Source organism: Marinobacter sp., assembly GCF_048269445.1.
In the GTDB taxonomy this organism is placed as follows: domain Bacteria; phylum Pseudomonadota; class Gammaproteobacteria; order Pseudomonadales; family Oleiphilaceae; genus Marinobacter.
This window is the reverse complement of record NZ_JBLXIQ010000005.1, coordinates 283615-308321: the sequence shown is the minus strand read 5'-3', so window position 1 is coordinate 308321 and position 24707 is coordinate 283615. Positions and strand designations below refer to the sequence as shown.

At 58.1% G+C, this 24707-nt stretch carries 29 protein-coding genes and 1 other RNA gene; 19 read left to right on the top strand and 11 right to left on the bottom strand.

What is annotated here, in order from left to right; all coding sequences use genetic code 11:
* Positions 1 to 220: 220 nt before the first annotated feature.
* Both ACN0XM_RS12960 and ACN0XM_RS12955 read right to left on the bottom strand, forming a co-directional pair.
* Positions 221 to 1321, bottom strand: a complete 1101-nt coding sequence (locus tag ACN0XM_RS12960; protein ID WP_417567355.1) for a porin — start codon at positions 1319 to 1321, stop codon at positions 221 to 223.
* A gap of 172 nt (positions 1322 to 1493) precedes the next feature.
* Positions 1494 to 2939, bottom strand: coding sequence for a WS/DGAT domain-containing protein (locus ACN0XM_RS12955; RefSeq protein ID WP_417567354.1), 1446 nt, complete (start codon positions 2937 to 2939; stop codon positions 1494 to 1496).
* A 336-nt stretch (positions 2940 to 3275) separates the two neighbouring features.
* On the opposite strand from ACN0XM_RS12955, the gene ACN0XM_RS12950 reads away from it, so the two are divergent.
* Complete coding sequence (locus tag ACN0XM_RS12950; protein ID WP_417567353.1) at positions 3276 to 4199, top strand: alpha/beta hydrolase; 924 nt, start codon at positions 3276 to 3278, stop codon at positions 4197 to 4199.
* A gap of 89 nt (positions 4200 to 4288) precedes the next feature.
* Positions 4289 to 5038 (top strand): FFLEELY motif protein, encoded by a 750-nt coding sequence (locus tag ACN0XM_RS12945; RefSeq protein WP_417567352.1) that lies wholly within the window; start codon positions 4289 to 4291, stop codon positions 5036 to 5038.
* 17 nt (positions 5039 to 5055) lie between these two features.
* On the opposite strand, the gene ACN0XM_RS12940 is transcribed toward ACN0XM_RS12945, so the two are convergent.
* Entirely contained in the window at positions 5056 to 5334 is a 279-nt protein-coding gene (locus ACN0XM_RS12940; protein ID WP_417567351.1) for a polyhydroxyalkanoic acid system family protein, read from the bottom strand.
* Positions 5335 to 5459: 125 nt separating this feature from the next.
* On the opposite strand from ACN0XM_RS12940, the gene ubiE reads away from it, so the two are divergent.
* From ubiE to ACN0XM_RS12895, 9 genes are all read left to right on the top strand, one after another.
* A complete protein-coding gene (gene ubiE, locus ACN0XM_RS12935) occupies positions 5460 to 6251 on the top strand; it encodes a bifunctional demethylmenaquinone methyltransferase/2-methoxy-6-polyprenyl-1,4-benzoquinol methylase UbiE (RefSeq protein WP_417567350.1) in 792 nt (263 codons plus the stop codon).
* Positions 6251 to 6892, top strand: a complete 642-nt coding sequence (locus tag ACN0XM_RS12930) for a ubiquinone biosynthesis accessory factor UbiJ (protein WP_417567349.1) — start codon at positions 6251 to 6253, stop codon at positions 6890 to 6892. The genes ubiE and ACN0XM_RS12930 overlap by 1 nt, the downstream gene beginning before the upstream one ends.
* A complete protein-coding gene (gene ubiB, locus ACN0XM_RS12925) occupies positions 6889 to 8532 on the top strand; it encodes a ubiquinone biosynthesis regulatory protein kinase UbiB (RefSeq protein WP_417567348.1) in 1644 nt (547 codons plus the stop codon). Before ACN0XM_RS12930 ends, ubiB begins: the two co-directional genes overlap by 4 nt.
* Before the next feature lie 27 nt (positions 8533 to 8559).
* Entirely contained in the window at positions 8560 to 8976 is a 417-nt protein-coding gene (hisI, locus tag ACN0XM_RS12920) for a phosphoribosyl-AMP cyclohydrolase (RefSeq protein WP_417567347.1), read from the top strand.
* Between the two features lie 16 nt (positions 8977 to 8992).
* On the top strand, positions 8993 to 9322 hold the full coding sequence (locus tag ACN0XM_RS12915) for a phosphoribosyl-ATP diphosphatase (protein WP_417567346.1): 330 nt from the start codon (positions 8993 to 8995) through the stop codon (positions 9320 to 9322).
* A gap of 88 nt (positions 9323 to 9410) precedes the next feature.
* Positions 9411 to 9644 (top strand): Sec-independent protein translocase subunit TatA, encoded by a 234-nt coding sequence (gene tatA / locus ACN0XM_RS12910; protein ID WP_417567345.1) that lies wholly within the window; start codon positions 9411 to 9413, stop codon positions 9642 to 9644.
* 11 nt (positions 9645 to 9655) lie between these two features.
* Complete coding sequence (tatB, locus tag ACN0XM_RS12905) at positions 9656 to 10126, top strand: Sec-independent protein translocase protein TatB (RefSeq protein WP_417567344.1); 471 nt, start codon at positions 9656 to 9658, stop codon at positions 10124 to 10126.
* Positions 10123 to 10908, top strand: coding sequence for a twin-arginine translocase subunit TatC (gene tatC, locus ACN0XM_RS12900; protein ID WP_417567343.1), 786 nt, complete (start codon positions 10123 to 10125; stop codon positions 10906 to 10908). Before tatB ends, tatC begins: the two co-directional genes overlap by 4 nt.
* On the top strand, positions 10905 to 11630 hold the full coding sequence (locus ACN0XM_RS12895; RefSeq protein ID WP_417567342.1) for a 16S rRNA (uracil(1498)-N(3))-methyltransferase: 726 nt from the start codon (positions 10905 to 10907) through the stop codon (positions 11628 to 11630). Before tatC ends, ACN0XM_RS12895 begins: the two co-directional genes overlap by 4 nt.
* On the opposite strand, the gene ACN0XM_RS12890 is transcribed toward ACN0XM_RS12895, so the two are convergent.
* From ACN0XM_RS12890 to ACN0XM_RS12870, 5 genes are read right to left on the bottom strand one after another with little or no spacing between them, the layout of a single operon-like run.
* A complete protein-coding gene (locus ACN0XM_RS12890; protein ID WP_417567341.1) occupies positions 11622 to 12536 on the bottom strand; it encodes a DUF808 domain-containing protein in 915 nt (304 codons plus the stop codon). The genes ACN0XM_RS12895 and ACN0XM_RS12890 overlap by 9 nt on opposite strands.
* A gap of 45 nt (positions 12537 to 12581) precedes the next feature.
* Positions 12582 to 13805, bottom strand: coding sequence for a UbiH/UbiF/VisC/COQ6 family ubiquinone biosynthesis hydroxylase (locus ACN0XM_RS12885; protein WP_417567340.1), 1224 nt, complete (start codon positions 13803 to 13805; stop codon positions 12582 to 12584).
* Positions 13798 to 15081, bottom strand: coding sequence for a 2-octaprenyl-6-methoxyphenyl hydroxylase (gene ubiH / locus ACN0XM_RS12880; protein WP_417567339.1), 1284 nt, complete (start codon positions 15079 to 15081; stop codon positions 13798 to 13800). The genes ACN0XM_RS12885 and ubiH overlap by 8 nt, the downstream gene beginning before the upstream one ends.
* Positions 15082 to 15087: 6 nt before the next feature.
* The gene (gene pepP, locus ACN0XM_RS12875) at positions 15088 to 16407 is read right to left on the bottom strand and encodes a Xaa-Pro aminopeptidase (RefSeq protein WP_417567338.1); all 1320 of its coding nucleotides are present in this window, start codon (positions 16405 to 16407) and stop codon (positions 15088 to 15090) included.
* 25 nt (positions 16408 to 16432) lie between these two features.
* Positions 16433 to 17032, bottom strand: coding sequence for a UPF0149 family protein (locus tag ACN0XM_RS12870; protein ID WP_417567337.1), 600 nt, complete (start codon positions 17030 to 17032; stop codon positions 16433 to 16435).
* A 181-nt stretch (positions 17033 to 17213) separates the two neighbouring features.
* On the opposite strand from ACN0XM_RS12870, the gene ACN0XM_RS12865 reads away from it, so the two are divergent.
* Positions 17214 to 17783 carry a ZrgA family zinc uptake protein gene (locus ACN0XM_RS12865; protein WP_417567336.1) on the top strand — a complete coding sequence of 190 codons (570 nt, stop codon included), beginning with the start codon at positions 17214 to 17216 and terminating at the stop codon, positions 17781 to 17783.
* 11 nt (positions 17784 to 17794) lie between these two features.
* Here the strand turns inward: ACN0XM_RS12865 and ACN0XM_RS12860 are convergent, their stop codons facing one another.
* Positions 17795 to 18265, bottom strand: a complete 471-nt coding sequence (locus ACN0XM_RS12860) for a DUF3299 domain-containing protein (protein ID WP_417567420.1) — start codon at positions 18263 to 18265, stop codon at positions 17795 to 17797.
* A gap of 119 nt (positions 18266 to 18384) precedes the next feature.
* Between ACN0XM_RS12860 and ACN0XM_RS12855 the strand changes: the two genes are divergently transcribed.
* The 6 genes from ACN0XM_RS12855 (at position 18385) to ACN0XM_RS12830 (ending at position 21863) form a co-directional block, all read left to right on the top strand.
* Positions 18385 to 19101: an ABC transporter ATP-binding protein gene (locus ACN0XM_RS12855; RefSeq protein ID WP_417567335.1), complete on the top strand. Its 717-nt coding sequence runs from the start codon at positions 18385 to 18387 to the stop codon at positions 19099 to 19101.
* Entirely contained in the window at positions 19098 to 20372 is a 1275-nt protein-coding gene (locus tag ACN0XM_RS12850; RefSeq protein ID WP_417567334.1) for an ABC transporter permease, read from the top strand. Before ACN0XM_RS12855 ends, ACN0XM_RS12850 begins: the two co-directional genes overlap by 4 nt.
* Before the next feature lie 103 nt (positions 20373 to 20475).
* Positions 20476 to 20682, top strand: a complete 207-nt coding sequence (locus ACN0XM_RS12845; RefSeq protein ID WP_417567333.1) for a TIGR02449 family protein — start codon at positions 20476 to 20478, stop codon at positions 20680 to 20682.
* Positions 20682 to 20978 carry a cell division protein ZapA gene (locus ACN0XM_RS12840; RefSeq protein ID WP_417567332.1) on the top strand — a complete coding sequence of 99 codons (297 nt, stop codon included), beginning with the start codon at positions 20682 to 20684 and terminating at the stop codon, positions 20976 to 20978. Before ACN0XM_RS12845 ends, ACN0XM_RS12840 begins: the two co-directional genes overlap by 1 nt.
* Before the next feature lie 63 nt (positions 20979 to 21041).
* A non-coding RNA gene (ssrS, locus tag ACN0XM_RS12835) (6S RNA) lies at positions 21042 to 21223 on the top strand.
* Positions 21224 to 21227: 4 nt separating this feature from the next.
* Entirely contained in the window at positions 21228 to 21863 is a 636-nt protein-coding gene (locus tag ACN0XM_RS12830) for a 5-formyltetrahydrofolate cyclo-ligase (RefSeq protein ID WP_417567331.1), read from the top strand.
* Here ACN0XM_RS12830 and ACN0XM_RS12825 read toward each other — a convergent pair.
* Both ACN0XM_RS12825 and ilvA read right to left on the bottom strand, forming a co-directional pair.
* Positions 21845 to 22006 carry a hypothetical protein gene (locus ACN0XM_RS12825; RefSeq protein WP_417567330.1) on the bottom strand — a complete coding sequence of 54 codons (162 nt, stop codon included), beginning with the start codon at positions 22004 to 22006 and terminating at the stop codon, positions 21845 to 21847. The genes ACN0XM_RS12830 and ACN0XM_RS12825 overlap by 19 nt on opposite strands.
* Positions 22007 to 22281: 275 nt before the next feature.
* Positions 22282 to 23817, bottom strand: a complete 1536-nt coding sequence (gene ilvA, locus ACN0XM_RS12820) for a threonine ammonia-lyase, biosynthetic (RefSeq protein WP_417567329.1) — start codon at positions 23815 to 23817, stop codon at positions 22282 to 22284.
* A 140-nt stretch (positions 23818 to 23957) separates the two neighbouring features.
* Here ilvA and rpiA point away from each other — a divergent pair, with 140 nt between their 5' ends.
* Positions 23958 to 24638 carry a ribose-5-phosphate isomerase RpiA gene (gene rpiA, locus ACN0XM_RS12815; RefSeq protein ID WP_417567328.1) on the top strand — a complete coding sequence of 227 codons (681 nt, stop codon included), beginning with the start codon at positions 23958 to 23960 and terminating at the stop codon, positions 24636 to 24638.
* Positions 24639 to 24707 lie beyond the last annotated feature (69 nt).

Below are 24707 nucleotides of genomic sequence, written 5' to 3'. Positions count from 1 at the left end.
GATGACTTTCCACCGATTCTACGGCATCCGTAAACGCAGCCAATGCGACTTCAGTGCTTTTAATGGGCGCGCCAAAATGATCGTAAGCCATTGATTAAAAACCCTCCTGAATCAATGCCTGGCGGCGCTGCCGGTTTCCAGAAAGGAAAACCAGCACTTTAGTCCTAGACAACCCGGAGCCGGGACGGGCTCTCCTGCCCATTCCGGCTCAGGTAACGGCTTAGAACATAACGATGGCGCCAAGAGCGATGGTGTCTGCCTCGGTGGTGGTTGCCCCTGTGGTGCGGTTGCGATCTTCGTACATGTTGTACTCGGCAACCAGCTTGAAGTTGCTGTTTACGTCATGGAAGAAACCTATGGTGGTGCTTTCCGTTTCCAGATTCAGGATTTCCGCATCGGTTTCACCGTACGACAGCACAACGCGGTTGGCACCAAAGGCATAGGACCCCTGGATCAGGAAGCCGTCGGCATCGTCTTCAGTCACGGCACCGTTACCAATCAGAACGGGGTTATCGCCTTTGGAGGTGAAGCCAGAAGCCGCCAGGGTGAGCCCGGCAACCGACGCCTTCACACCATAACCGAGGCCGGTGCTATCAACGGTGGTGCTACCATTTTCGGCAGACTGGTAGCGACCGTTCACCCAACCAGTCAGCGCCACGTCATTGAGATTGGCGTTGTAGGTTACCTCGGACTCAAAGCGGGGCGCGGAGTTTTCGTCATTGGCGCCGGTGACCGTATCGGCCGGATCCAGCGCACCTGCAGCCACCTTGAGTCCACTCATATCAGGCGAGCGGTAGGTTATCTGGGCGGAGGGCGTCGGGTACGGATAGCCGGCGCGAATGTTGCCGAATGACACACCGCCCGCCACACCCGGGGAACCGAACCCCATCAGGATCTCATCGAGGAAAATATTGGAACGGGCGTACAGGCCGAAATCCTTACCGATCAATACCTGGCCGAAATCACCGTTCACCGTGGCGTAAAACTGCCGAACATCGATGGCGGTATCTGTGGGTGAATCCAGGCTGTCATTGATGGTGGTCCAGAAAGAAGAACGTCCGCCGAGGGTCAGATCACCCATTTCCTTACTGAAGTTGAAGCCGATGGTGTTCGGCAGAAAGCCCATCTTGATGCGTGAATCGCCAATATCGTTCAGTTTGTCGTCACGATTTACGTAGAAAGCGTTGAAGTAACCGTCAACGGAAAAGCTGGTGCCATCCTGGTTATACAGTTCAACGGCTGCGTTGGCGCCGGCGCTGGCACCCATGGCCGCTGCCATGGCAATTGCTAACCCTGACTTTCTGAAGTTGTTGTTTTTCATAGTTCCCCCGGTTGTTTTTGGAAATCTGGGATCGGAGTTCCGGTTTATCCGGTAACTCCAGGCACGGTCTGTCGCCTGAATTCCATGGTCGGTTATGCCGGAGAGGGGGGGAATCCGCCTAGGGAGCAGGTTTTCTGCTTATTTGGGAGGCATTGGAAATGAAACTTTGGGATTAGTACTTGTCAGTAACCCCGTCAGAAAAACCCCCGGAAGGGCCACCAGGAAACTGTGCCAGCTCCTGCAGGCAATCGTTCAGGAAATCCTCGGGGTCTGCCATGACGGCTTCATCGGCGACCACGCCGAACTGCACCTGGCCAGCGTAGCTGACAATACTGATACCCAGACCGATATCCCCGGCCTGGGGTACCCAGAACATCTGCTCGGATATCCGGCAACCGGCAATGTAACGGGCCTCGGCGGTACCGGGCACATTGGAAACCACCGCACTGGCCTTGCGATAGAACACGTCGACAACCGGCTCCCGCCAGGGTTCGGGAATAACCGTGGCACTGGCCGCCAGCCCCCAGGCAATGCCGGGTTGCCAGCCTTTCTTGAGCCTGCGGGTTTCATGCTTGATTCGGTAGAGGCGCTCCAAAGGGCTTTCGCCATCCACCGGCAAAGGCACAAACACCGTTCCGAAATAATTTCCCAGCGCGCCCGGCGCCGGCTGTAATTCTTCAGGTAGCCGGCTGCGAATATCGACAGGTACTGCAGCGTGGAGAATAGCCTCGTCCAGATCTTCGCCTTCAATACCCAGACGAGTCCGGATCGCCGCTGCCACACAGCTGAGCAACACGTCATTGATGGTGGCGTTGGTGGCTCTGGCTATGGCCCGGAAACGTGCCAGCGGAACCGGATCAGACCAGCGACAGTGCCGACGCCCCAGAAGCGGACGCCTCAGATCCGTCGCAGTATCTTCCGGCTGAGCCAGGAATTCCGAGAATTCGTGCATCAGCTTCAGGCTCTTCTGGGCCACCCGCTCCAGCAACCGGCCTGCGTCCTGCCATTGGTTCCCGCTGGTATCGCCCGGCCCTGGACCGCCGCTGGCCCTCTCCGAAGACGGGTCCGTTGCCATCAACTGTCCAAACCAGGCCTTTGCCGCAGATGTCCAGCGTACCAATTCGGCGGTTTCAGGAGCGCCGTAAATAGCAGGGTGCTGCTGAGGAGATGGCGGACACAGACGATCAAAGATACCCAACAGGGACAGGCCATCGGCATAGCAATGGTGAATGCGCAGCAACAGCACGGCGCCGCCCTGAGCATTCGGGGCCAGCCAGAATTTCCAAAGCGGGCGGTACATGGGCAGAGGCTGATTCAGCCGGGCCGACACCCATTCCTGGAGCGTCGCCGGCGTAAAGCAGTCTACCACCACGTCAAGATGATGGCGGGTATCAAACATCGGGTCCGGCTCCCACCACCATGCTGGTGACCGCTTCACCGGCATGTAACGGAAACGCTCCCAAGCCATCCAGTAAACCCTGAGAAAATCCCGGAAGCGCGGCGCAGTCAGACCATCAGCCCGCAGCATCACGGTGATGGTCATGGGGTTTTCCGGGCGCTCCAGAGCCAGCCAGGCCGAATCCGCAGGTAGCAGAAGGTGCGATTGCTCGTGACTCAAACCCGAACGTCCCTGGAAGAATGGTGATGGTAAGTAAAAACCGAACCCCGCATTGTGCCAGACAAGCCCCGCCGGCTCCATAGAAGGCACGGGCTAGCGGCGTTACAAAAAATTACACGTAAGTAACTATTCAGCCCTATACTGGTTATAAGCCTAAATGCAATGGTTATTAAATACTCGCATCAGTCATCGATTGGCTCCGGGAGACCGTAAGACCGGTATCCAGCACCAATAACCTGGAGCCCCAATCGAGGTACTGTTTGGGTATTGGTACAAGGCATACCAGCACACTGAAGTTTCAATTACAGGCCATTGCCGTGCTGGGGGAGAGCAGTTATGAAAGCGAGCCATGTTCGCAAGCTGATAAAACCGATTGAAAGCGCCTACTCGGAAATGTTCTCGGGGCAGGTCTATCGCGTCGGAAAAGGCGCTGTTTCCGTGCGCAATCACAGCGGCAAGGCGGAACAGACAGTTGTCGGCGTGCATGGATTTCTGGAAAACCACTGCTACTTCACCCAGGCCTACGAAGCGCCCACCACCGAACTGATTCTCCTGACCTGCAGCAATTACCATATCCCGGTGAATGGCATTACGCCGGAAGCCCCGGACTGGGAAGTGCCGATCAAGCATCTTGAAGGCACCATCGAGTACGATGCCTGCATTCTGAACCAGGCGCTGTCTAACCTCCCCACCACCCAGAATGTTCGAGTGCACGGCCACTCCCGGGGCGGGGCGGTGATTCTGGAGGCAATCAAACAATGGCCAGAACTTTTTGAAGATATTGAGGTAGTACTGGAAGCCCCGGTATTGCCTCAGGGTAAACTTCATGCCCTGGTTACCACTGTGCTGGAACCCGTCAGCCACGGAATGTGGCCTTGGCTGATCCGCCTGATCAACAGCGCACCTTCTTCTGCCTATGGCCAGACCTTCTTCGGCAAGATGAACCCGCGCAAGAAACAACTGCTGAGTAAGTTGTTCTCTGCCACCAAAGACCATCTGACCATTGTTCGCAATATCGAGAACATCATGGACTGGATGGCGCGCACCGATACCGGCATCTATAACCATGTCCGCCACGGCACCTTCCTGATCCCGGCCGTGGACCGCATTCTCGATCGCTCCTCCATGCTGGCCAGTGCCCGCCAGAGCCCGACCACCATGAGAATCGTGGAAACCGAAGCTCCGAGCCATTTCATCACCCTGGACAGCCAGGAGTGGGTACCTGGTTTTGAAACGCTGCCGGCGGCCGCCCAAGGGTAAAGCGGCCTAACCGACCTTGCTGCAAGACCTGGACGGCTCCGCTAAACTACGCCACTTTCTCCTTCATCAGGTTTAGTGGAGCCACCCCCATGTACCGTGAGCGCCTTGTCGCTACCGAAGCCCGCTCTGAAAGCGCTCGCCGGCTGCAACAGCTGTTGCTGGATTATCATGATTTCCGGCAGTTGAAAGCGGCGCATCCACTACTGGAAAACACCTTTCGGGTGGCCGACTGGCAGGCAGAGCGCCTGAAAGCGACCCACCTCGATCTCTACCAGCACCCCGGCTACCACCATGGTCTGGAATTTCTGCTGACCGATCTCTACGCGCCGGCCGGCATGACCCGCCGGGATGACAACATCGACCGGGTATTCCCCAAGATGGTTACCTGGTTGCCGGATAACCTGCTGGACACCTTTGCCAGCCTGGTCGAGCTGAACCTGATCACCCAGCAGCTGGATCTGGAGCTGGCAGTGCTTTTTCATCAACAGGGCATATCCACTGATTCACTAACCATCGAGCGCTATTGCACTGCCTACCGGGACAGCGAACGCCTGGATCAGAGGAAAAAGCAGATCACTCTGGTTGCGGACGTCGGTCAGCAGCTGAACCGTTACGTCCGCAACCGCACTCTTGGCTGGTTGCTGTCCATGAGCCGCGCCCCGGCCGAAATGGCTGACCTCACCGATCTGCACAGCTTTCTACAGCGGGGCTACTCGGCATTCCGGAAGATGGATGATGTAAATTCACTGATCGACCGACTAGTCACCCGGGAGCAGCAGGTGATGCGCAACATCCTGAACGGTTACCCTGAGCCTTTCAGCCTGCCGGACGACCTGTAGCCCGACAAACCTTTTGCTCAGACCTTAATGATCTGGTCCAGCTGGGAGTGAATTTCCTGCTCGATTCGCGATTTGAAGGGGCGCAGCATCATGCCGAGTTCCAGATGGATATGCAGATCCGTCGGGGTGATGTTCAGGTGGCCCTTGACGCCGCTGCGCTTGAATTTCAGATGGTCGCCTTCCCACTCATAATGCACATCGAACTGACTGGACAGATCCTGTGCAAGGGTTTCGGCAGCCTGCCTTGCGTGGTCTTTATCCAGGGCATGGGGGCGGTGTACATCAATAACAGACATGAATCAGTTTTCTCTTAGTTTTGGACGGATTTACAGTTTAGGGTGCTATTAAACTTACCGCCACTCTTGTAGCAACCCCGTCAGCGGTTAGAATACGGGGTTCAGATTCTGACAGGACCTCCCCCATGAGCGAGCAGCAAACGCCAGCCAGCCAGGCCGGACACAGCAACGGCCAGGACGACGTTACCCACTTCGGCTTCCGAAATGTGCCCAAGAGCCAGAAGGCAAGTCAGGTGGCAGAGGTTTTCCACAGCGTGGCCGGCAAGTACGACCTCATGAACGATCTGATGTCCATGGGCATCCACAGGCTCTGGAAACGCTTCACCATCGAACTCTCCGGTGTACGGCCAGGCCATCAGGTGCTCGACATTGCCGGCGGAACCGGCGATCTCACCATGAAGTTTTCGGATCTGGTGGGGCCTTCAGGCAGAGTTGTACTGGCCGACATCAACGCCTCCATGCTCCAGGTGGGCCGCAGCCGGCTGACAGACCGCGGTTACGCCGGCAACATCGAGTATGTCCAGGCGGATGCCGAATACCTGCCCTTTCCGGACAACAACTTCAACGCGGTGTCCATTGCGTTCGGGCTGCGTAACGTGACTGACAAGGATCAGGCTCTTCGGGACATGACCCGGGTTCTAAAACCTGGCGGAAAGCTGATGATCCTGGAATTTTCCAAACCTACCAATCCGCTGTTGAGCAAGGCCTACGACACCTATTCCTTTTCTGCCCTGCCACTGATGGGCCAGCTCATTGCCGGTGACAGCGAAAGCTACAAATACCTGGCGGAATCCATCCGAATGCACCCAAACCAGGAAACCCTGAAGGGCATGATGGAGGAAGCCGGCCTGGTAAACTGCAAGTACTACAATATGACCGGCGGCATTGTCGCTCTGCACGTGGGAATCAAGCCCTGATGTTTCCCGGCCCCACCCTTCTCTCTGCCATCACCGGCATCCTTGAGAGTGCCCTTAACCGGGCACTGGAACTGGATCCGGCCGGACATCAGGCACTGACGGAAGCATTGGCGGGGCCGGTACAGCTCAACGTCACCGATCCGTTTGCCTTCACCTGTTCCCTGGACCGGGCCGGCAACCGGGTCCGGGTTGGCAGCCAGCCGGCGGAACAGCCGGCCCTGGAGATAACTGGCAAAGCCATTGCCTTTGCTGCCCTGGCAACCGGTGACGACCGCGTCTTCGCCGATGGCCGCCTTCAAGTCTCCGGCGACGCAGCGTTGGCCCACCAGCTTCAGAGCGCGCTGAACCAGCTGGAGCCGGACTGGGAAGCAGCCATGGCCCGCCACATCGGTGATGTCCCCGCCCACTTTCTCGGCCAGCGCATTCGCGGTGCCGTGCGCTGGAGCCGGCAGGCGTTTCACTCCCTCAATGCCAATATCGAAGAGTATGTGCACGAAGAAAGTCGCAGCCTGCCGGGGCGGCGGGAACTGGAAGCTACCTTCGAGGATATTGATGAGCTCAGCCTGCGTACGGAACGGCTGGAGGCCCGACTGAGCCTGCTTGAAAGCCGCGGCACCACTGACAAACTGGAGAGCCTGTGACCCGTCTGCAACGCCTGTTCCGAATTGCCTGGGTATTCTGCCGTTACCGGCTGGACACGTTTCTTCCCCTTTCCGAGCTGCCCGCGCCACTGAAGGTATTTTTCCTGCTGGCGCCCTGGCACCTTTTTCCCCGACCCAAGCTCAGCCGCGGGGACCGCTTGCGCCTGGCACTGGAGGAGCTGGGACCGGTATTCGTCAAGTTTGGCCAGATACTCTCGACACGACGGGACCTGCTGCCGGATGACATGGCCGAATCCCTGAAAACGCTCCAGGACCGGGTTCCGCCCTTTCCCAGCGACGTTGCCCGAGGCATCATCGAAACCTCCCTCGGCGCGCCGGTAGCCGACCTGTTTGCGGAATTCAGCCCGGACCCGATGGCCTCGGCGTCCGTCGCCCAGGTCCACGCCGCGACACTGCGCAACGGCCAGAAGGTAGTGGTCAAGGTATTGCGACCCGGCATCGAAAAAATCATTCGCCAGGATCTGGCCCTGATGTACCTGATGGCCGGGTTGCTGGAAAGATACTGGTCCGAAGGCAAACGCCTGCATCCGGTGGAAGTGGTGGAGGACTACGACTCCACCATCCACGACGAACTTGATCTGCAGCGGGAAGCTGCCAACGCCAGCCAGCTGCGCCGGAATTTCGAGAACTCCTCACTGATTTATATTCCCTTCATTGACTGGGACTACACCCGCAAAACAGTCCTGGTGATGGAGCGCATTCATGGGATTCCCATCGCCGATACCGCCGCTCTAAAGGCAGCCGGAGCGGACATGAAGGTTCTGGCAGAGAAAGGAGTCGAGATCTTTTTTACCCAGGTGTTCCGGGACAGCTTCTTCCATGCCGACATGCACCCGGGCAATATATTCGTGGACGTTTCCAATCCGGCTGACCCTCGCTACATCGCCATCGATTTCGGCATTGTCGGCACCCTGGCGCCGGATGACCAGAGCTACCTTGCCCGCAACCTGCTGGCCTTTTTCCGCCGGGACTATCGCCAGGTGGCGCAACTGCATATCCAGTCCGGCTGGGTACCACCGGACACGCGGGTTAATGAGTTTGAGGCTGCCATTCGTACCGTTTGCGAGCCGATTTTCGAGAAACCGCTGAAAGATATTTCGTTCGGCCACTTCCTGCTGCGACTGTTCCAGACTGCACGACGCTTCAACATGGAAGTGCAGCCCCAGCTGGTGCTGCTGCAGAAAACCCTGCTGAACGTCGAAGGCTTGGGCCGCCAGCTCTACCCGGAACTGGACCTCTGGAGCACGGCTCAGCCGTTCCTGGAAACCTGGATGCGCAAGCGCATTGGCCCGTCTGGACTGATCAAGTCACTCCAGTCGCATCTGCCCGCCTGGCTCGAACAATCGCCAGAAATGCCTCAGCTGGTACACGATGCACTACTACAGCTGCGGCATTCCGGGCCCACAGAGCAGCAGAATCGGGCTACACTTGAGCTGCTCCGGGAGCAGCAGAAACGTACCGAGCGACGGTGGCGCAGAATCGCTCTGGCCGCAATACTGGTTGCCGGAGCGCTGCTCGGCACCCAACCCGAGTCCCGGCAATGGGTTGACGAACTGCCCGCCTGGGGGTGGGCACTGTTCGCTGTTGCCGGCGGGCTAGTGCTCCGGGGTGGCCGGTAACCCATAAAGAACTCAGGATTCACAATAATGCAAGATTGCTCCGATAACCTCGAGACTCCTGACTGGCTGGATACTGTCCGCTGGACACCGGACGGCCTGGTGCCGGCCATTGCCCAGGACGCCGAAACCGGTGACATCCTGATGATGGCCTGGATGAACCGGGAATCTCTCAAGCTGACCGCCGAAGAAGGCCATGCTGTGTATTGGTCCCGCTCCAGGGGCAAGCTCTGGCGCAAGGGCGAAACCTCCGGCCATGAACAGGTGGTCCGGGACATCCGACTGGACTGCGACGAGGATGTGATTCTGCTGAGAGTGGAACAAAAAGGTGGAATCGCCTGCCATACTGGCAGACGCAGCTGCTTTTACCGGTCCCTGAAGGACGGTCAATGGGTCAGCGTTGATCCGGTCATTAAAGACCCGGACGCTATTTATGGCAGCAATTAAGTAAGGAGCATGGACAGTGAATGATGTACTGGAAAACCTGGCACGGGTCCTGGAAGCCCGGAAAGAAGCAGACCCGGAAACGTCCTACGTAGCCAGCCTTCATGCCAAGGGCCTGAACAAGATCCTGGAAAAGGTTGGAGAGGAGTGCACTGAAACCCTTTTGGCGGCCAAGGACGCAGAACAGTCCGGTGAAACCCGGGATGTGGTCTATGAAACCGCAGACCTGTGGTTCCATAGCCTGGTGATGCTGTCCAGTCTCGGGCTCGGCCCAAAGGATATTCTGGACGAGCTGGCCAGCCGGTTCGACCTGTCAGGGTTAGAGGAAAAAGCGTCACGGAACAAGTGACCGGGAATACCCATAAAGGGGTTTCCGCGAACCGGTTCTGGTAACGTACAATGTCATCGAACAGAAACATTAAAACGAGGACCCCGTAATGGGTATCAGCATCTGGCAATTACTTATTGTACTCGGCATTGTCATTCTGTTGTTCGGAACCAAGAAACTTCGCAACATCGGCAGCGACTTGGGTGGCGCCATTCGCGGCTTCAAGAAGTCCATGAGTGACGAGGACTCAAAGGCCGAGGACAAGGAAACCCTGGAAGGCAAAGCCGACGAGCAGCCGCAACCGGCGGCTGAAGAAAAGCCCCGGGACAAGTCCCACAGCTGAGACCAGGCTGAATGTTCGATATCGGCTTTCTTGAGCTGCTGATCTGTGGCGTCATTGCGCTGTTAGTGCTTGGCCCCGAGCGTCTGCCTACGGCAGCCCGCGCTGCCGGGCGCTGGGTAAGTGGTGCCCGACGCATGGTCAGCCAGTTCACCTCGGAACTGGACCGGCAGCTGAAAGCTGACGAACTCCGTGAAGAACTTCGCAAGGCGGGGGATGTGGGTCTGGACGACGTTCAGAAGACCGTGCGCGGCGCCCTGGATGAAGCCAAAAAATATGAGCATATGATCCTGCCCGAGAACGAAACCAAAAAGCCCAGGCCCGCTCCGGCGACCCGACGGGCGGCCGGAGGCCAGGCGCACAGCGCTTCCAGTGAACCCGATCCGCACGATGCCGGCGATGCATCCCCGGTCCGGGGGCCCACCGCCGAAAACACCACCGATCAACCTGAAACTCCGCAAAGTCCGCCGGAAAAACGTTCATGAATGCAAAGCCAGACGACAATCAGATGCCTCCAGAACACCAGGAAATGCCTCTGATTGAGCACTTGCTGGAACTCCGCAACCGCCTGCTGAAAATGGTTCTGGCGGTAGTCATCTGCTTTGCCGCGATCTACCCGTTCGCCAACGAACTGTATCTGTGGCTGTCCGAACCCATCCGTTCGCTGCTGCCGGTCGGCCAGACCATGATCGCAACTGACGTCACCTCGCCATTCTTCGCGCCGCTGAAGCTGGCGCTGGTACTGTCGGTGTTCGCCGCGATCCCCATTATTCTCTACCAGCTCTGGAGCTTTATAGCCCCGGGGCTTTATGCCCATGAGAAGCGGCTGGCCTTCCCGCTGCTGTTCACCTCGGTGCTGTTGTTTTACCTGGGCGCGGCTTTCGCCTATTACGTGGTGTTCCCGCTGGTGTTCGGTTTCTTCACCGCCGTCGGGCCGGAAGGCATTGTTGAGCTGCCCGATATCAGCAGCTACCTGAACTTTGTGCTGAAGATGTTCTTCGCCTTCGGAGTCGCCTTCGAGATACCCATCGCCACGGTGTTGCTAGTTCTGACGGGTGCCACCACTCCGGATGATCTGGCTGCGAAGCGCCCCTACGTTGTGGTTGGCTGCTTTGTCATCGGCATGCTACTGACGCCGCCGGACATCATCTCCCAGACCCTGCTGGCTGTCCCCATGTGGATCCTGTTCGAGATCGGCATCCTGTTTGGCCGTCTGGTAAGGCGCGAAGTAGAGGAACCGGAAACCGACGAGCCTGCCGGCGAATGAACCTGGCGTTGCTGTTCGACGAAGACTTCGCCGGTCCTGACCGGGTTATCCTGCGCGGACGCCGCCTCACCCATTTACAGTCCGTGATCAAAGTAGCTGCAGGAGACACCATTTCCGTCGGCCGGGTTGAGGGCAACATGGGCATGGGAGAGGTTCTGAGACTCACCGATACCGAAGCAGAACTCCGGGTGACACTGGATCTGACTCCGCCTGCCCCCCTTCCTCTCACGCTGATTCTCGCCATGCCCCGGCCAAAGATGTTTCGTCGGATCCTGCAAACCTGCGCCGCCCTGGGCGTAAAGGATATCTGGCTGATAAACAGCTACAAGGTGGAAAAAAGCTTCTGGCAAACCCCCTGGTTGTCTGAAGAACAGGTACGGGAAAACCTCACCCTGGGGCTGGAGCAGGCAAAAGATACCCGAATGCCACACCTGCAAAGCCGCAAGCTGTTCAAGCCGTTCGTGGAGGATGAATTGCCTGCTCTACTGCAGGGCAAGCAAGCGCTGGTGGCTCACCCCGGAACCAGCACCCCCTGCCCGGTTCACCTGAATCAACCCACCGTCCTGTGCATCGGACCGGAAGGCGGGTTTACGCCCTACGAAGTTGGTAAACTGGAAGAAGCCGGTTGCCGGGGCGTCCATCTTGGCCCCCGCATCCTGCGAATGGAAACTGCGGTACCGGTTCTGGTCAGCCGGCTGTTCGACGCCTGCTTGTCAGGCTGATCGCGCTTGCCACCAGCGGGCCAGTGGAGTGATAAGCGCAACCAGAATCGCCCCGGCCAGAACACCGAACAGGCCATTCCCAACGGTGGGAATCAGTGTCGCTACCATGCCGCTGAAGCCCTCAGCAAAGTGATGAATGGCATCGTAAATCGGCGTAAAACCATGGGTGAGGATACCACCGCCCACCAGGAACATGGCCAGAGTGCCGAGCACGGACAGCGTTTTCATCAGATACGGCGCCAACCACACTATCCCTCCCCCCAGTCGCTGCAGTAAGTCATTGTCTTTCTGGCTGAGATACAGCCCTGCATCGTCCAGCTTGACAATACCCGCAACCAGACCATAAACGGCAACTGTGATCATGATGGCAACCACCGCCAGCACCATGAACTGCATCCCGATGGTCTGGGTGGTTACGGTGCCCAAGGTAATGGCAATAATCTCTGCGGAGAGAATGAAATCGGTCCGGATGGCGCCTTTTATTTTGTCCTTCTCAACCGCTCGAAGATCAACCTCCGGGCTTTTCAGGGCTTCGTGCAGTTCCGCCTTATGCTTCCGGTCTTCTTCGCGGTGAAGAAACTTGTGCACCAGCTTCTCGAAGCCTTCGAAACACAGAAACGCACCACCCAACATCAGCAGGGGTGTAACCAGCCAAGGCACGAAAAAGCTGATCGCCAGGGCGGCGGGCACCAGTATGGCCTTGTTGATCAGCGAGCCCCGGGCCACTGCCCACACCACCGGCAGTTCCCGGGCGGGCTTTACCCCGGTTACCTGCTGGGCATTCAATGCCAGGTCGTCACCCAGGACACCCGCCGTTTTTTTCGTGGCGGCTTTGGTCATCAGGGCGACATCGTCCAGTACGGTGGCGATATCATCGATCAGTACGAGTAGGCTGCTTCCTGCCATGGGACATTCCTTGGTTGAGAGGTTTCAGGTGATCAGGCGCTGCGCTCAGGGATTCAGCCCCATGGCCTGCGCAGCAATACGGTTCTTGACCGGTCCCAGCTGATTGAGCCAGCGCAGGCCGGTGTTGCGTAACCAGCGGACCGGCAGCTCGTCGCGGCCAAACAGCTGCTTGAAGCCCTCCATGGCCGCCATCATAGTGAGATTCTCGCCTTTGCGGCGACGCTGGTACCGCTCCAGAACCAGCTCGTTGGCCGGAGACAGGCCAGCCTTCCGAGCCCGTGACAGCTCGTCAAGAAGGGCGCGGACATCGCCATAGCCAAGATTGGCGCCCTGCCCGGCCAGCGGGTGGATGGTGTGGGCGGCGTCCCCCACCAAGGCAAAGCCGGGTGCAATGTAATCCTTGGCGTGGCGCTGGCGAAGCGGAAACGCAAACCGGCGGGAAACCGCCTCAACCGCTCCCAGCTCCTGCTCAATGGCCCGCTCAAGCTCGGCGGCAAATTCACTGTCTCCCTGCGCCATCAGTCGCCGGGCCTCGTCCGTGTCCTGGGACCAGACGATGGAGCAGAAATGCTCATCGCCGGATTCTGCCAGCAGCGGCAGGAACGCCAATGGCCCGGTCAGGGAAAACCGCTGCCAGGCAGTAAACCGGTGGCTCTGGCTGGTTCGCACCGTGCACACAATGGCCTGCTGATCGTAGTCCCATTCCCGGGTTGGCAAGCCCACCCACTGACGCAAGCGCGAATTCGCGCCATCGCAGCCCACCACCAGCTCGGCCGCGAGTTTGCGGCCATCGTCAAGTTCCAAACGGCAACCACCGGAAGCCCGCTGACATCCGGTAATGCTCGCACCATCGATCACTTCAACAGGGCTTTCGGCCAGGGCAGAAAACAGGGCCCCCACAATACTGCGGTTCTCGATAATGGTCCCCAGGGCCCGGGCCTGGAGTTCGGACGCGTCAAACTCTATACGCCCAGTACCGTCACCATCCCAAACGGTCATAATCTGGTACGGACAATGGCGGCCGGCGGTAATATCCGTCCACACCCCGAGTTGCTCCAGCAGCTGCTGGCTGGCAAGCGAAATGGCACTGACCCGGGGCTCAAAATCCGCCACGGTTGCCGCCGGTTCGGGTGCCTGAACCAGAGTTCTATGCTCCGCCACCTCAACGAGGCCCACATGCCAGCCCTGGCGCGAAAGGCCCAGCGCCAGCGCCGACCCGATCATGCCGCCCCCGGCCACCAGTACATCGAAACGTCTTGACTCAGTCATTGCGCGTCCCTTCCCTGTTTGGCTTGCCCGGCCGGTCTATTACCGCCCGACGGCCACCCAGACCCATGGCCTTACGGGCAAACCAGCGCTTCGCACCAGGCAGAAGATCCAGGCCCACCAATCCCGCATCACGAGCAGCGGTGATCGGCGGCATGGACTGTCCGAACAGCCGCACCAGCGAATCGGAGAACCGGACCGTCTGCTGCCAGTCCTGCCGGTGCAGGGACTGGTACCGCTTGAGCACAGTCAGGTCACCAATGGATTTGCCCTGCTCTGTCGCCAGCCGGAACTGCTCTACCAATGTCATCAACCCCCTCAGGGCCAGGTTGAAACCTTGACCCGCCACCGGGTGAAGCGCATGGGCCGCGTTGCCCACCAGAGCAACTCCGTACCGGACGGGCTCGTCCACCGTGGTCAGCGTTAGTGGATAGTGATGACAGGTGCCGATTCGGGTGAACCGCCCGAGGCGCCAGCCAAACCGTTCCTGGAGCCGACGGCATTTGTCCTCATCCGACAGTTCGAGAACCTCCGCCAGTGCCGCGTCGGTCAGTGTCCATACCAATGCGGATTGGTGTCCCGCGCGGGCTGGGGGGCCATGTGGCAGCAGAGCCATGGGGCCGGCCTCGGTGAAACGCTCAAAGGCACTAAACCCATGACTGTCACTGGTGGAGACGTTGGCGATCAGGGCATTCTGACCATAACTGTGGTGACTGGGCTGGAAGCCCAGTTTCTCGCGCAATCCGGAGCGGCCGCCATCCGCCACCACCAGGCAGTGGGCGGTCAATTCCCGGGTGCCGTTATCATCGGTGGTCAGCTCCACCCGGACGCCATCGGAAATTGGCGTCATATCCGTGACTTCTGCTGGTGCCTGCCACTGCACGCCGGTTTCCAGCAACTCCCGCATCAGGCACAGGCCCATCCAGCGATTGTCGGCCACGTAACCCAGCGCTTCCTGCCCGTGCTCGGAGGCATGCAGCCGGGCTGCCCCGAAATGACCCCGGTCAGACACATGGATGTGATGAATCGGCGTTGCATGTTCTGCCAGCCGTTGCCAGAGCCCAAGTTCCTCGAAGATCAGCCGGGAGCCCCAGGCCAGCGCCGTGGAACGGGCATCGTAACTGGGCTGGTAACTCTCGGGCAGGGCATCAGGTGAGAGCGGAAAAGCCTCCACGACGGTCACCCGGAGCGAGGGCACCATCCGGGCCACCGCCAGAGCAAGAGTCGCCCCGGCGAGGCCGCCGCCGGCAATGATCAGATCAGTATCGGGCTTGGTCACAGGTTGTCATTCCGCCATCAGGGCTTCAATGTCGGCGATGGTTTTGGGAACAGCATCGGTCAAAACCCGGCAACCGTCTTTGGTCACCACCACGTCGTCTTCAATACGGATTCCAATACCTCGCCACTTCTCATCCACATTGGCATTGTCCGGCGCAATGTAGAGCCCGGGCTCGACCGTCAGCACCATCCCGGGCTCAAGCTGTCGCCAGGCGTCACCCACCTTGTAATCTCCCACATCATGCACATCCAGGCCCAGCCAGTGGCCGGTGCGGTGCATGAAGAAGGGTTTATAGGCCTCGTTGGCGATGGCGTCTTCCACCGTGCCGGACAAAAGCCCCAGATCGATCAGGCCCTGGGTCAGGACCTTCAGGGCCGCCTCATGGGGACGGTTCCAATGGTTTTCCGGAGAAACCGCCTCAATCGCCTGGTATTGCGCCGCCAGGACCACCTCATAGAGGGCACGCTGCTCGGGGCTGAATTTGCCGCTGACCGGGAAGGTCCGGGTGATGTCGGAGGCGTAGCACTGGTACTCGCAACCGGCATCAATCAATACCAGATCGCCCTCTTTCAGCGGTGCGCTGTTTTCGATGTAGTGGAGGATGCAGCCATTGGCCCCTCCGCCGACAATCGAAGGATACGCCGTTGAACGGGCCCCATGTTCCATGAAGGTGTGGATCAGTTCAGCTTCCAGATTGTATTCGAAGCCGCCCTTACGGGCGCGCTTCATGGCCCGACAGTGAGCCTCAGCACTTATCTCGCCAGCCTTCGCCATGAGTTTGATTTCATTGACGCTTTTGTAAAGCCTCAGATCGTGAAGCAGATGCTCCAGAGCCACAAACTCACCCGGTGGGTGGGCGCCACTGCGGACCTTACTGCGAATCAGCTTCACCCAGTCCATAACCCGGGCGTCAAAATGATCGTCCTTGCCGAGCGGGTAGTAGACCCGGCTTCGGCCTTCGATCATGCCGGGCAGGATGTCATCAATGTCTGAAATCGGAAACGCATCGTCCAGACCATAACGCTCAATAGCTCCGTCTGGGCCCACCAGAAAGCCGTCCCAAAGCTCTTTTTCCGGATGCCGCTCCTTGCAGAACAGGACTGACTCGCCGTGCTCCCGTCCCGGAATAAGAGCCAGTACCGCCTCTGGCTCACCAAAACCGGACAGGTAATGGAAATCACTGTCCTGGCGAAACGGATGCAGCACGTCCCGATTGCGAACACGCTCCGGCGCCGCGGGAATAATCGCAATGCTGTCCGGCGCCATACGCTCCATCAGCTTGCGACGGCGATCGGCAAACTCCTTCACGGGTATCATGGAGGTCATACATTCTCCTGCAGTGGTTGCCTGCTCAGTGCAAGGTCGGCGATTCAGACGCCGGCTTCTCCGGGGCATTGAATTCGGTAAACACCGCCAGCGCCCCCAGCCGGATGTATTCGGTAATCTCCACGAGCTGCTGCTCGCTTTCGTTGTCAGCTTCCTCTTCGTCCGAGAGCTGGCTGATCGCCACCATATCCTCAATCATTTCGCGGATCTCGTCCGGAGCCTGCCCCAGAGACTCGCCGGCAGACAGGGCCATACCTTCCAGAAACCCGCGGACCCAGGCAATGAGAGCCTCGAGGCGCTGCTCTATGGCGTAGTCGTCGTCAGGCAGTAGAGGATGAAAGCTCATGTCTGCCGATTTCAAAAGATTCAGGGTCTGCTCGTAAGCTCTATTCATAAACGGGGCGAGGTCGTCGGACTCCTCGGAAGCGCTTTCAGGCAATCCCATGTGCTCACACACCATCGCCAACCAGTCCAGCTCCTCAATACGGGATCCGGCAGCAAGTCGACCGCACAGAGCTCCATGCAGTTCGGAGGGGTGGCTAAACGCCTTGTGGGCAGCAAAGACATTGGCCCAGCGCTCAAATTCAGCGGCGCGGGCAGCACCGGAAGTGTCGGTTTCTGACATGAAACAGGCGAATCCTGTGTTGTTGAATGAGGTCTCTATCCTAGCATTCAGCGGATCCCAAGGCACTTTTTAGAGAGCCAATAGACATGCGCATCTCCCTTCACCAGGTATCAATAGTTGCTTTTAAAATCGGAAATGAACAAAATGTTATAACATATCGTTTTAACCGTGAGACAAAACCATGCTCCCGAAAAAATTACCTGCCCAGATCCTGGCGGCGGCCACGATCCTGACTACCGCCCCCTTGTCCGCCAATGCCACCAATAACCCGGGCACTCACCAGCACGGTCACGCCGAATTACAGCTGGCCATCAGTAACAACCAGATTGACCTGATCTTCATCTCCCCCGCCTACAACCTGCTCGGATTCGAACACGAAGCCCGCACCGGGGAACAAAAAGCCAGTGTGAAAGAAACCATCGCCTGGTTAGGAGCCACCCCCCTCGTGAACACACCTGAATCCAGCTGCAGAGTCCAGGATGCGAATGTGCCCTACGAAGCGAGTGCCGGCGATGGCGACCAACGCGATCATGGGCATGACCACAACGAAGAGCCCGCCGGCCACTCTGATATCGAAGTCATCCAGTCGCTGACCTGTTCAGGGCTTGAAGATTCGAACCAACTTACGACACCGCTGACCGCCCGCTTCCCGGAGCTAGAACATCTCAGCCTGGAGTGGGTCTGGTCCGAAGGACAAGGCTCAGGCCGTTTGGCTCAAGGGGAAAGCCTGTTCAAGCTTACCACCCAGTGATGGGGCGCGCGTCACTCGTCGTAAGGCTCAACCCCGGCAGCAACCATGGAATAAGAAGAGGCGCCAAGGTCATTCTCAGTGCGCTCAATCACCAGCTTACCCTCAATCCAGACCGGATCGTACAAGGCCTCCAGGGTAAAGCCCTCTTTGTATTTAACGTGAATAATCTGATTGGGAGGCGGTGGCGGCACATGAATACAAGCTCCGTAGTAGGGCACCAGGAAGAACTCCAGAATACGCATGTCCTGAGTGGTTTTCAGGGGCACCACAAATCCGGGAATACGCCCTTCGACGCCACCCATTTCCGGCACTACCCGACCGGTCATGATCTCGTCCGGCAACAGGGGGGCGCCATCGCCATCATGCTCAATTTCTGGCATATTCTCCAGCAGCGCCAAATCCTCGGCTGGCATCAACTCCAGCCAATCAATCTCTCGGGGTTCAGCCCGGCCTGCCGCAGGGATCAATATCACAAGAGCCATCACTGTGGCGAAAGATAGAGAGCATCTTGCCAATGCAGGGAAAAGCGTCATCGGGTAAAACACTCCTGGGATCGGATTCCGGTAAAACGCCATCATACACCGGGCAGACAGCAACCAACATGACCAGCAAGACAGAATCAGGCAGTAACAGCTCCCCGGGGCCGGAGACTGCCATCGAGGTTTACGGCCTTAATTTCTCCTGGCACCCCGAACAACCCTCCCTCGCTTTTCCGGATTTCACCCTGATTCGGGGCGAACACCTGTTCCTGCACGGACCCAGTGGCAGCGGCAAAAGCACATTACTGAGCCTCCTCGCTGGCATGCTACGACCCGGCAACGGTTCTGTCCGCATCCTCGGCACCGACCTTTATAAGCTCGGAGCCGGCGCCCGGGATCAGTTCCGGGCCGATCACATCGGTGTAATTTTCCAGCAGTTCAATCTGGTGCCCTATCTGACCACCCTGGCCAATGTCACCCTGCCCTGCCGCCTGTCCTCACCTCGGCGAAAAAATACCGAGCCCTCAGTGGCGGAAGAAGCGGAGGGTCTGCTCCGAGCCCTCGCCATTCCCGAAGACCACTGGCAGCGTATGGTCACGAAACTGAGCATTGGTCAGCAGCAACGGATCGCCGCTGCGCGGGCACTGATCGGCGCTCCCGGCCTGATTCTGGCGGATGAGCCTACTTCAGCACTGGACACCGACAACCGGGACCGCTTCCTGGAGCTTTTGCTGAGCCTCGCTCATCGGTACAACACCTCGGTTCTGTTCGTCAGCCACGACCGGTCCCTGGCCAGCTATTTCCATCACCAGCTTGAACTGCGGAGTACCGGGGAATGAAAACACGCCTCGCTGTATCACTGGCCCTGGCCAGCCTCTGGCACCGGAAGAAGATTCTGGCACTGGTGTGCCTGACCCTGACCCTGAGCGTTTCATTGCTTCTCGGGATCCAATACCTGCGCACGGAGGTCAAACAGTCTTTCACCAGCACTATCAGTGGCACGGATCTGATCGTTGGCGCCCGCAGCGGCCAGCTGAACCTGTTGCTATACACGGTGTTCCATATTGGCGACGCCACCAACAACGTTCGCTGGTCCACCTTCCAATCCCTCAAGAACGACAGCCGCCTGAACTGGCTGATTCCCATCTCTCTGGGAGACAGCTATCGGGGTTACCGGGTGGTCGCCACCGACGAGAACTTCCTGAAGCATTTCCGTTATGGCCGCGACCTGCCGCTGGCGTTGGCTGAGGGAAACTGGTTTGCAGGTGTATTTGAGGTTGTCCTCGGGGCCGGCGTTGCCCGAGAGCTCGGACACCAGACAGGCGAAGAACTGGTAATGTCCCACGGTGGCGGACGGACCAGCTTTTCCAACCATGAAGACACCCCATTTACCGTAGCCGGTATTCTTGAACCTACGGGCACACCGGTGGACCAGGCGGTCTATATCGGACTGGATGGCATGGAGGCCATGCACGTGGGATGGGAGTCGGGCGTTGCCCTACCCGGTCGTACAATGACACTAGAAAAGGCGCAAGGACGCGACTTCACACCCGAGGCCATAACCGCTGCATTTGTCGGCATTGACCGCAAGATCCTGACGTTCCGACTGCAGCGGGAGATAAACCAGTTTGCCGCAGAGCCCCTTACTGCCATCCTTCCCGGCGTTGCCCTGAGCGAACTCTGGCGCCTGATGGGCCAGTTCGAGAGGGCACTGCTTGGCATTACCGGCTTTGTCGTGATTACCAGCCTGATCGGGTTGATTGCCGTTTTGCTTACTCTGCAGGCCCAGCGGGCTCAAGAAATAGCCGTGCTTCGGGCAACCGGCGCCTCGCCGGCACTGATTGCCTCTCTGTACATTCTCGAATGCATTTCGCTTGCCCTTCTTGCCTGCCTGCTGGCCGTGGTTATCGGGGCAGCAGGCATATTGCTGGCAAGCCCCTGGCTGCTGACCAATTACGGCCTGCAGGTAACCCTGCGCCCACTGACGGCACCAGAATGGGGATTGCTGGCATCAGTGCCCGTCGCTGCTGCTCTGGTATCGCTGATACCGGCACTCAGCACCTGGCACCAGAGCAGAAGGCTCGGATTCGGGGAGGTGGCCGATCAGTGATCTGCATCACGCAGGCGCTGCAATGACAACCCTGTAAATTGACCGACTTAGCGTCCACACTTATAGTTAGTTGCAATTACCTCAAACCACTGCTGGGCGAGTCATGGAACAGTCCGAAGTACAGGCATTAGCGGACAAGCTGGACAGGCTGATAGAGCACTGTCAGAAACTTGAGCGGGACAACGCTACACTGCGGGAGCTTCAGGATGACTGGAACCGGGAACGGGCCCAGCTGATGCACAAAAACGATCACGCGAAGCACAAGATTGAAGCCATGATCGGCCGCCTTCGGGCACTGGAGCACCACTGATGGCACAGAAACCCACCACCGTTGAGGTAAAAATCCTCGACAAGGAATACCTGGTCGCCTGTCCTGAGGAAGAACAGGACGCGCTGATCAGGGCCGCAAGGCATCTGGACAGCAAGATGCGGGAAATCCGCGCTGGTGGCAAGGTATTCGGCACCGAACGCATTGCTGTTATGGCTGCCCTGAACACCACCCATGAATTGCTGGAACGCGACACCATGTCCGACGCCACCAGCACACTGCTCAGGGCCATGGACAATAAACTCGATGGTGCCCTCGGTGATAGCTCGGGCCGTTAAAATCCGCACAGAATGCACTACAGGTGTTGCAATCGGCCCCGACCCTGACCGTATAATGAGATCAACTTCCTGGGCTGTTCGCTATGGTCGGATACGTCCTCGAGCCGATGCGCATTACCCAGGTGGCTACTTCAGGGCATTGTGAGCACGTCCCCGTCAGGGGAAAGCCTAATATGTCACAGCGGCCACCGACCTTGAACTCTGGGTTCAAGGGCAACATCCGATAACGGCAGCCCGGGAAGCTTTATTTTGAGCCAGTTTATTACCCCCCAACCGTTTGAGTCCCACCCAGACACCCTGCCACGCAATGAACTTCGCGAACGCCTCCGGCAGCAACGTCGCGACCTGAGCGTTGAGCAACAGCAGCAAGCCGCAGAATACCTGGCCCTGAACCTACTGAAAAACCCGGACCTGCACCGCGCCCGCCACGTGGCCATCTATCTGCCCAACGACGGCGAAATCGATCCGCATGTCTACCTGGACATCGCCCGGCGCAAGGGAGTCCGATTCTATCTTCCCGTACTGCACCCGATTCACGAAGGCAGACTGGTGTTCAGCCCTTACGACGACGATGTTGAACTGATCGCCAACCGCTTCGGCATTCCCGAACCGGCATTCAGCAAAGGCCTGCGGCGGCCGCCATGGGCTCTGGATGCGGTACTGTTTCCGTTAGTGGGCTTTGACGAGCAGGGTGGACGCCTGGGTATGGGGGGTGGCTTCTATGACAGAACGTTCGCTTTCAGCCGGATACGGCCGAGGTTGGCCCCCAAACTGATTGGGCTGGCCCATGACTTCCAGAAGGTGAGAAAGCTGCCTGTGGAGCCCTGGGACGTGTCCCTGCACAGCGTGGTGACGGATAAACAGCGTTACCGGTTCAGGGGCTGATTTACTTCCTGAACGGAGCTAACAACGACGTCATTTCTCGCCGCCTTGTCTTCAGAGGCGTGGATGGATGTGAAACCGGTTATCACAAGGCCGACCGCAAAAATCAGCACGATAGCGCGAATAATGTCCGGCTTGCCGCCCATGACGTATATTCCTGTTTCAGGTAGAGGTAAATCTCAGGTAAATCAGAGAGCTATTCTTGTTATCAAGAATCAGACGAAAGACTAACACCTATATCGAGTTTTACAATTTTTGACAGATTAAATTTAAGTAATTCTTCTCCGAACTTGCTGAACCGGGGAGGCTGGCCCCTCCCGGAACTGTGCGGAGCCATGGATGGCGGAGCCCAAGCGTCACATGGATGTGCCGCAAGGAGCGTGTTCCGGGAGGGGCCAGCCTCCCCGGTTCTCGCACCCAACTAAGATGACCGAGCGTTCCCCTGCCCCAGAAACAGCTGATAAGCCTCATTATCCGTCATGTTCTCGTAGCGGAAGCCAACCTTGTCGAGCATCTTCTCGAAATCAGCCACTTCGTCATCCTCAACCTGGGCACCCAACAGGACACGACTGTAAGCCGCGCCATGGTTTCGGTAATGGAACATGGAGATATTCCAGCGGGTGCCGAGTGACATCAGGAACTTCAGCAGCGCCCCCGGACGCTCCGGGAACTCAAACTGGAAGACCTTTTCGTTGGTGATGCTCGGGGCGTGGCCACCGACCATGTGGCGGATATGCTGCTTGGCCAAATCGCTGTCGGTCAGGTCGACCACCGAATAACCGGTTTCGCGCAGGTCTTGAACCAGCTCCTCACGGCCATGGCCTCCTGCTGCAATTTGTATTCCGACAAAAATGGTGGCGTTGGTAGCATCAGCATAGCGGTAGTTGAACTCGGTGATGCTGCGCTTGTGCAAGGCATTGATAAAGCTCTTGAACGCCCCCGGCTTCTCCGGAATGGTCACAGCCAGGATGGCCTCACGCTTTTCACCGACTTCCGTGCGCTCGGAAATGTAACGCAGGCGATCGAAATTCATATTGGCACCGCTCAGGGTGGCAATCAGATTTTCATCCTCAATCTGCTCCCGCTCAATGTATTTCTTGATGCCCGCAACGCCCAGCGCACCAGCTGGTTCAGCAATGGAGCGGGTGTCTTCGAACACATCCTTGATGGCAGCGCAGATTTCATCGGTGGATACGGTGATCACCTCATCCACGTGATCCTTGCAGATCTCCCACGGGTACTTGCCGATCTGCTTTACCGCCACGCCGTCGGCGAAAATGCCGACCTCGTCCAGCACCACCCTCTTACCAGCCTTCAAGGCCGCCTGGAGGCAGTTGGAATCCTCAGGCTCAACACCGATCACCTTGACCTCCGGGCGGAGATACTTGATGTACGCTGCCATACCGGCAATCAGTCCGCCACCGCCAACGCAGATAAAGATGGCGTGGATCGGCTTACTGAACTGCCACATGATTTCCATGGCGACAGTGCCCTGACCGGCGATCACATCCGGGTCGTCGTAGGGAGGGATGTAGGTATAGCCGTGCTTCTGGATCAACTCCTGGGCATGGGTAGCGGCTTCATCAAAGGCATCGCCTCGAAGAACCACCTTTGCACCGTGATCCCGCACCGAGCGCACCTTGATTTCCGGCGTGGTCTGCGGCATCACAATGACGGCCTTGATACCAAGCTTTTTCGCCGCCAGCGCGACACCCTGGGCATGGTTGCCAGCCGAGGCACAAATCACGCCCTTGGCCTTCTGCTCTTCGGACAACTGGGCTATGCGGTTATACGCACCACGAATCTTGAAGGAAAACACCGGCTGAAGGTCTTCACGCTTGAGCAAAATATTGTTGCCAAAGCGCTTTGAAAGACTGCGGGCTTCAGTGAGCGGCGTTTCGATGGCAACGTCATAGACGCGCGCATCGAGAATCTTCTTGATGTAGCGTTGCGGCATAGTGATTCCAGTTGTTGCTGGTGGATGGCTGGGAAAAAACCAACAGTGTAGAAAGTTTGCACGGCAGCCGTCTATAAGCAGAGGTCCCTTAAGCGCTATAATACGCGCAAAGCCAATTTGATTTGCAGCCGGAGCCTCCCATGACCCAGGACGAACTGAAAAAAGCCGTTGCCAAAGCCGCACTTGATTACATTGCCCCTCGCCTTGATAGCGAGAGCATCATCGGCGTTGGCACCGGGAGCACAGCCAACTTGTTTATCGACATGCTTGCCGAGCTGAAGAATGAATTTGACGGTGCCGTTGCCAGCTCTGAAGTCACCGCCGAGCGTCTGAAAAGCCATGGCATCCCGGTTTATGATCTCAATAGCGCCGGCGACCTGGAGTTCTATGTGGATGGCGCTGACGAAACCAACGAACGCCTGGAGCTGATCAAGGGCGGCGGCGCCGCACTGACCCGGGAAAAGATCGTGGCGGCCGTTGCCAAAACCTTCATCTGCATAGTCGACGACTCCAAAATGGTTGGAGTTCTGGGCAAGTTCCCGCTGCCGGTAGAAGTCATCCCCATGGCCCGAAGCCATGTTGGCCGGGAAATCGTCAAGCTGGGCGGTGACCCGGTTTACCGAGAAGGCGTGGTGACCGACAACGGCAACATCATTCTCGATGTCCACAACATGGATATTTCCCAACCGATCCGGGTTGAGGAAAGACTCAACAACATTGTAGGCGTGGTGACTAACGGCCTGTTTGCCCGGCGCCGGGCCGACCTGCTACTTCTGGGCACCAAAGATGGCGTGAAGAGCATCAGCGCTGAAGGCGCCTGACCCCGCCATGTCGCACGAAGCAGAGCTGGCCTTTCGGGCCAGTTTTTTATTGCCTGAAGATACCAAAAC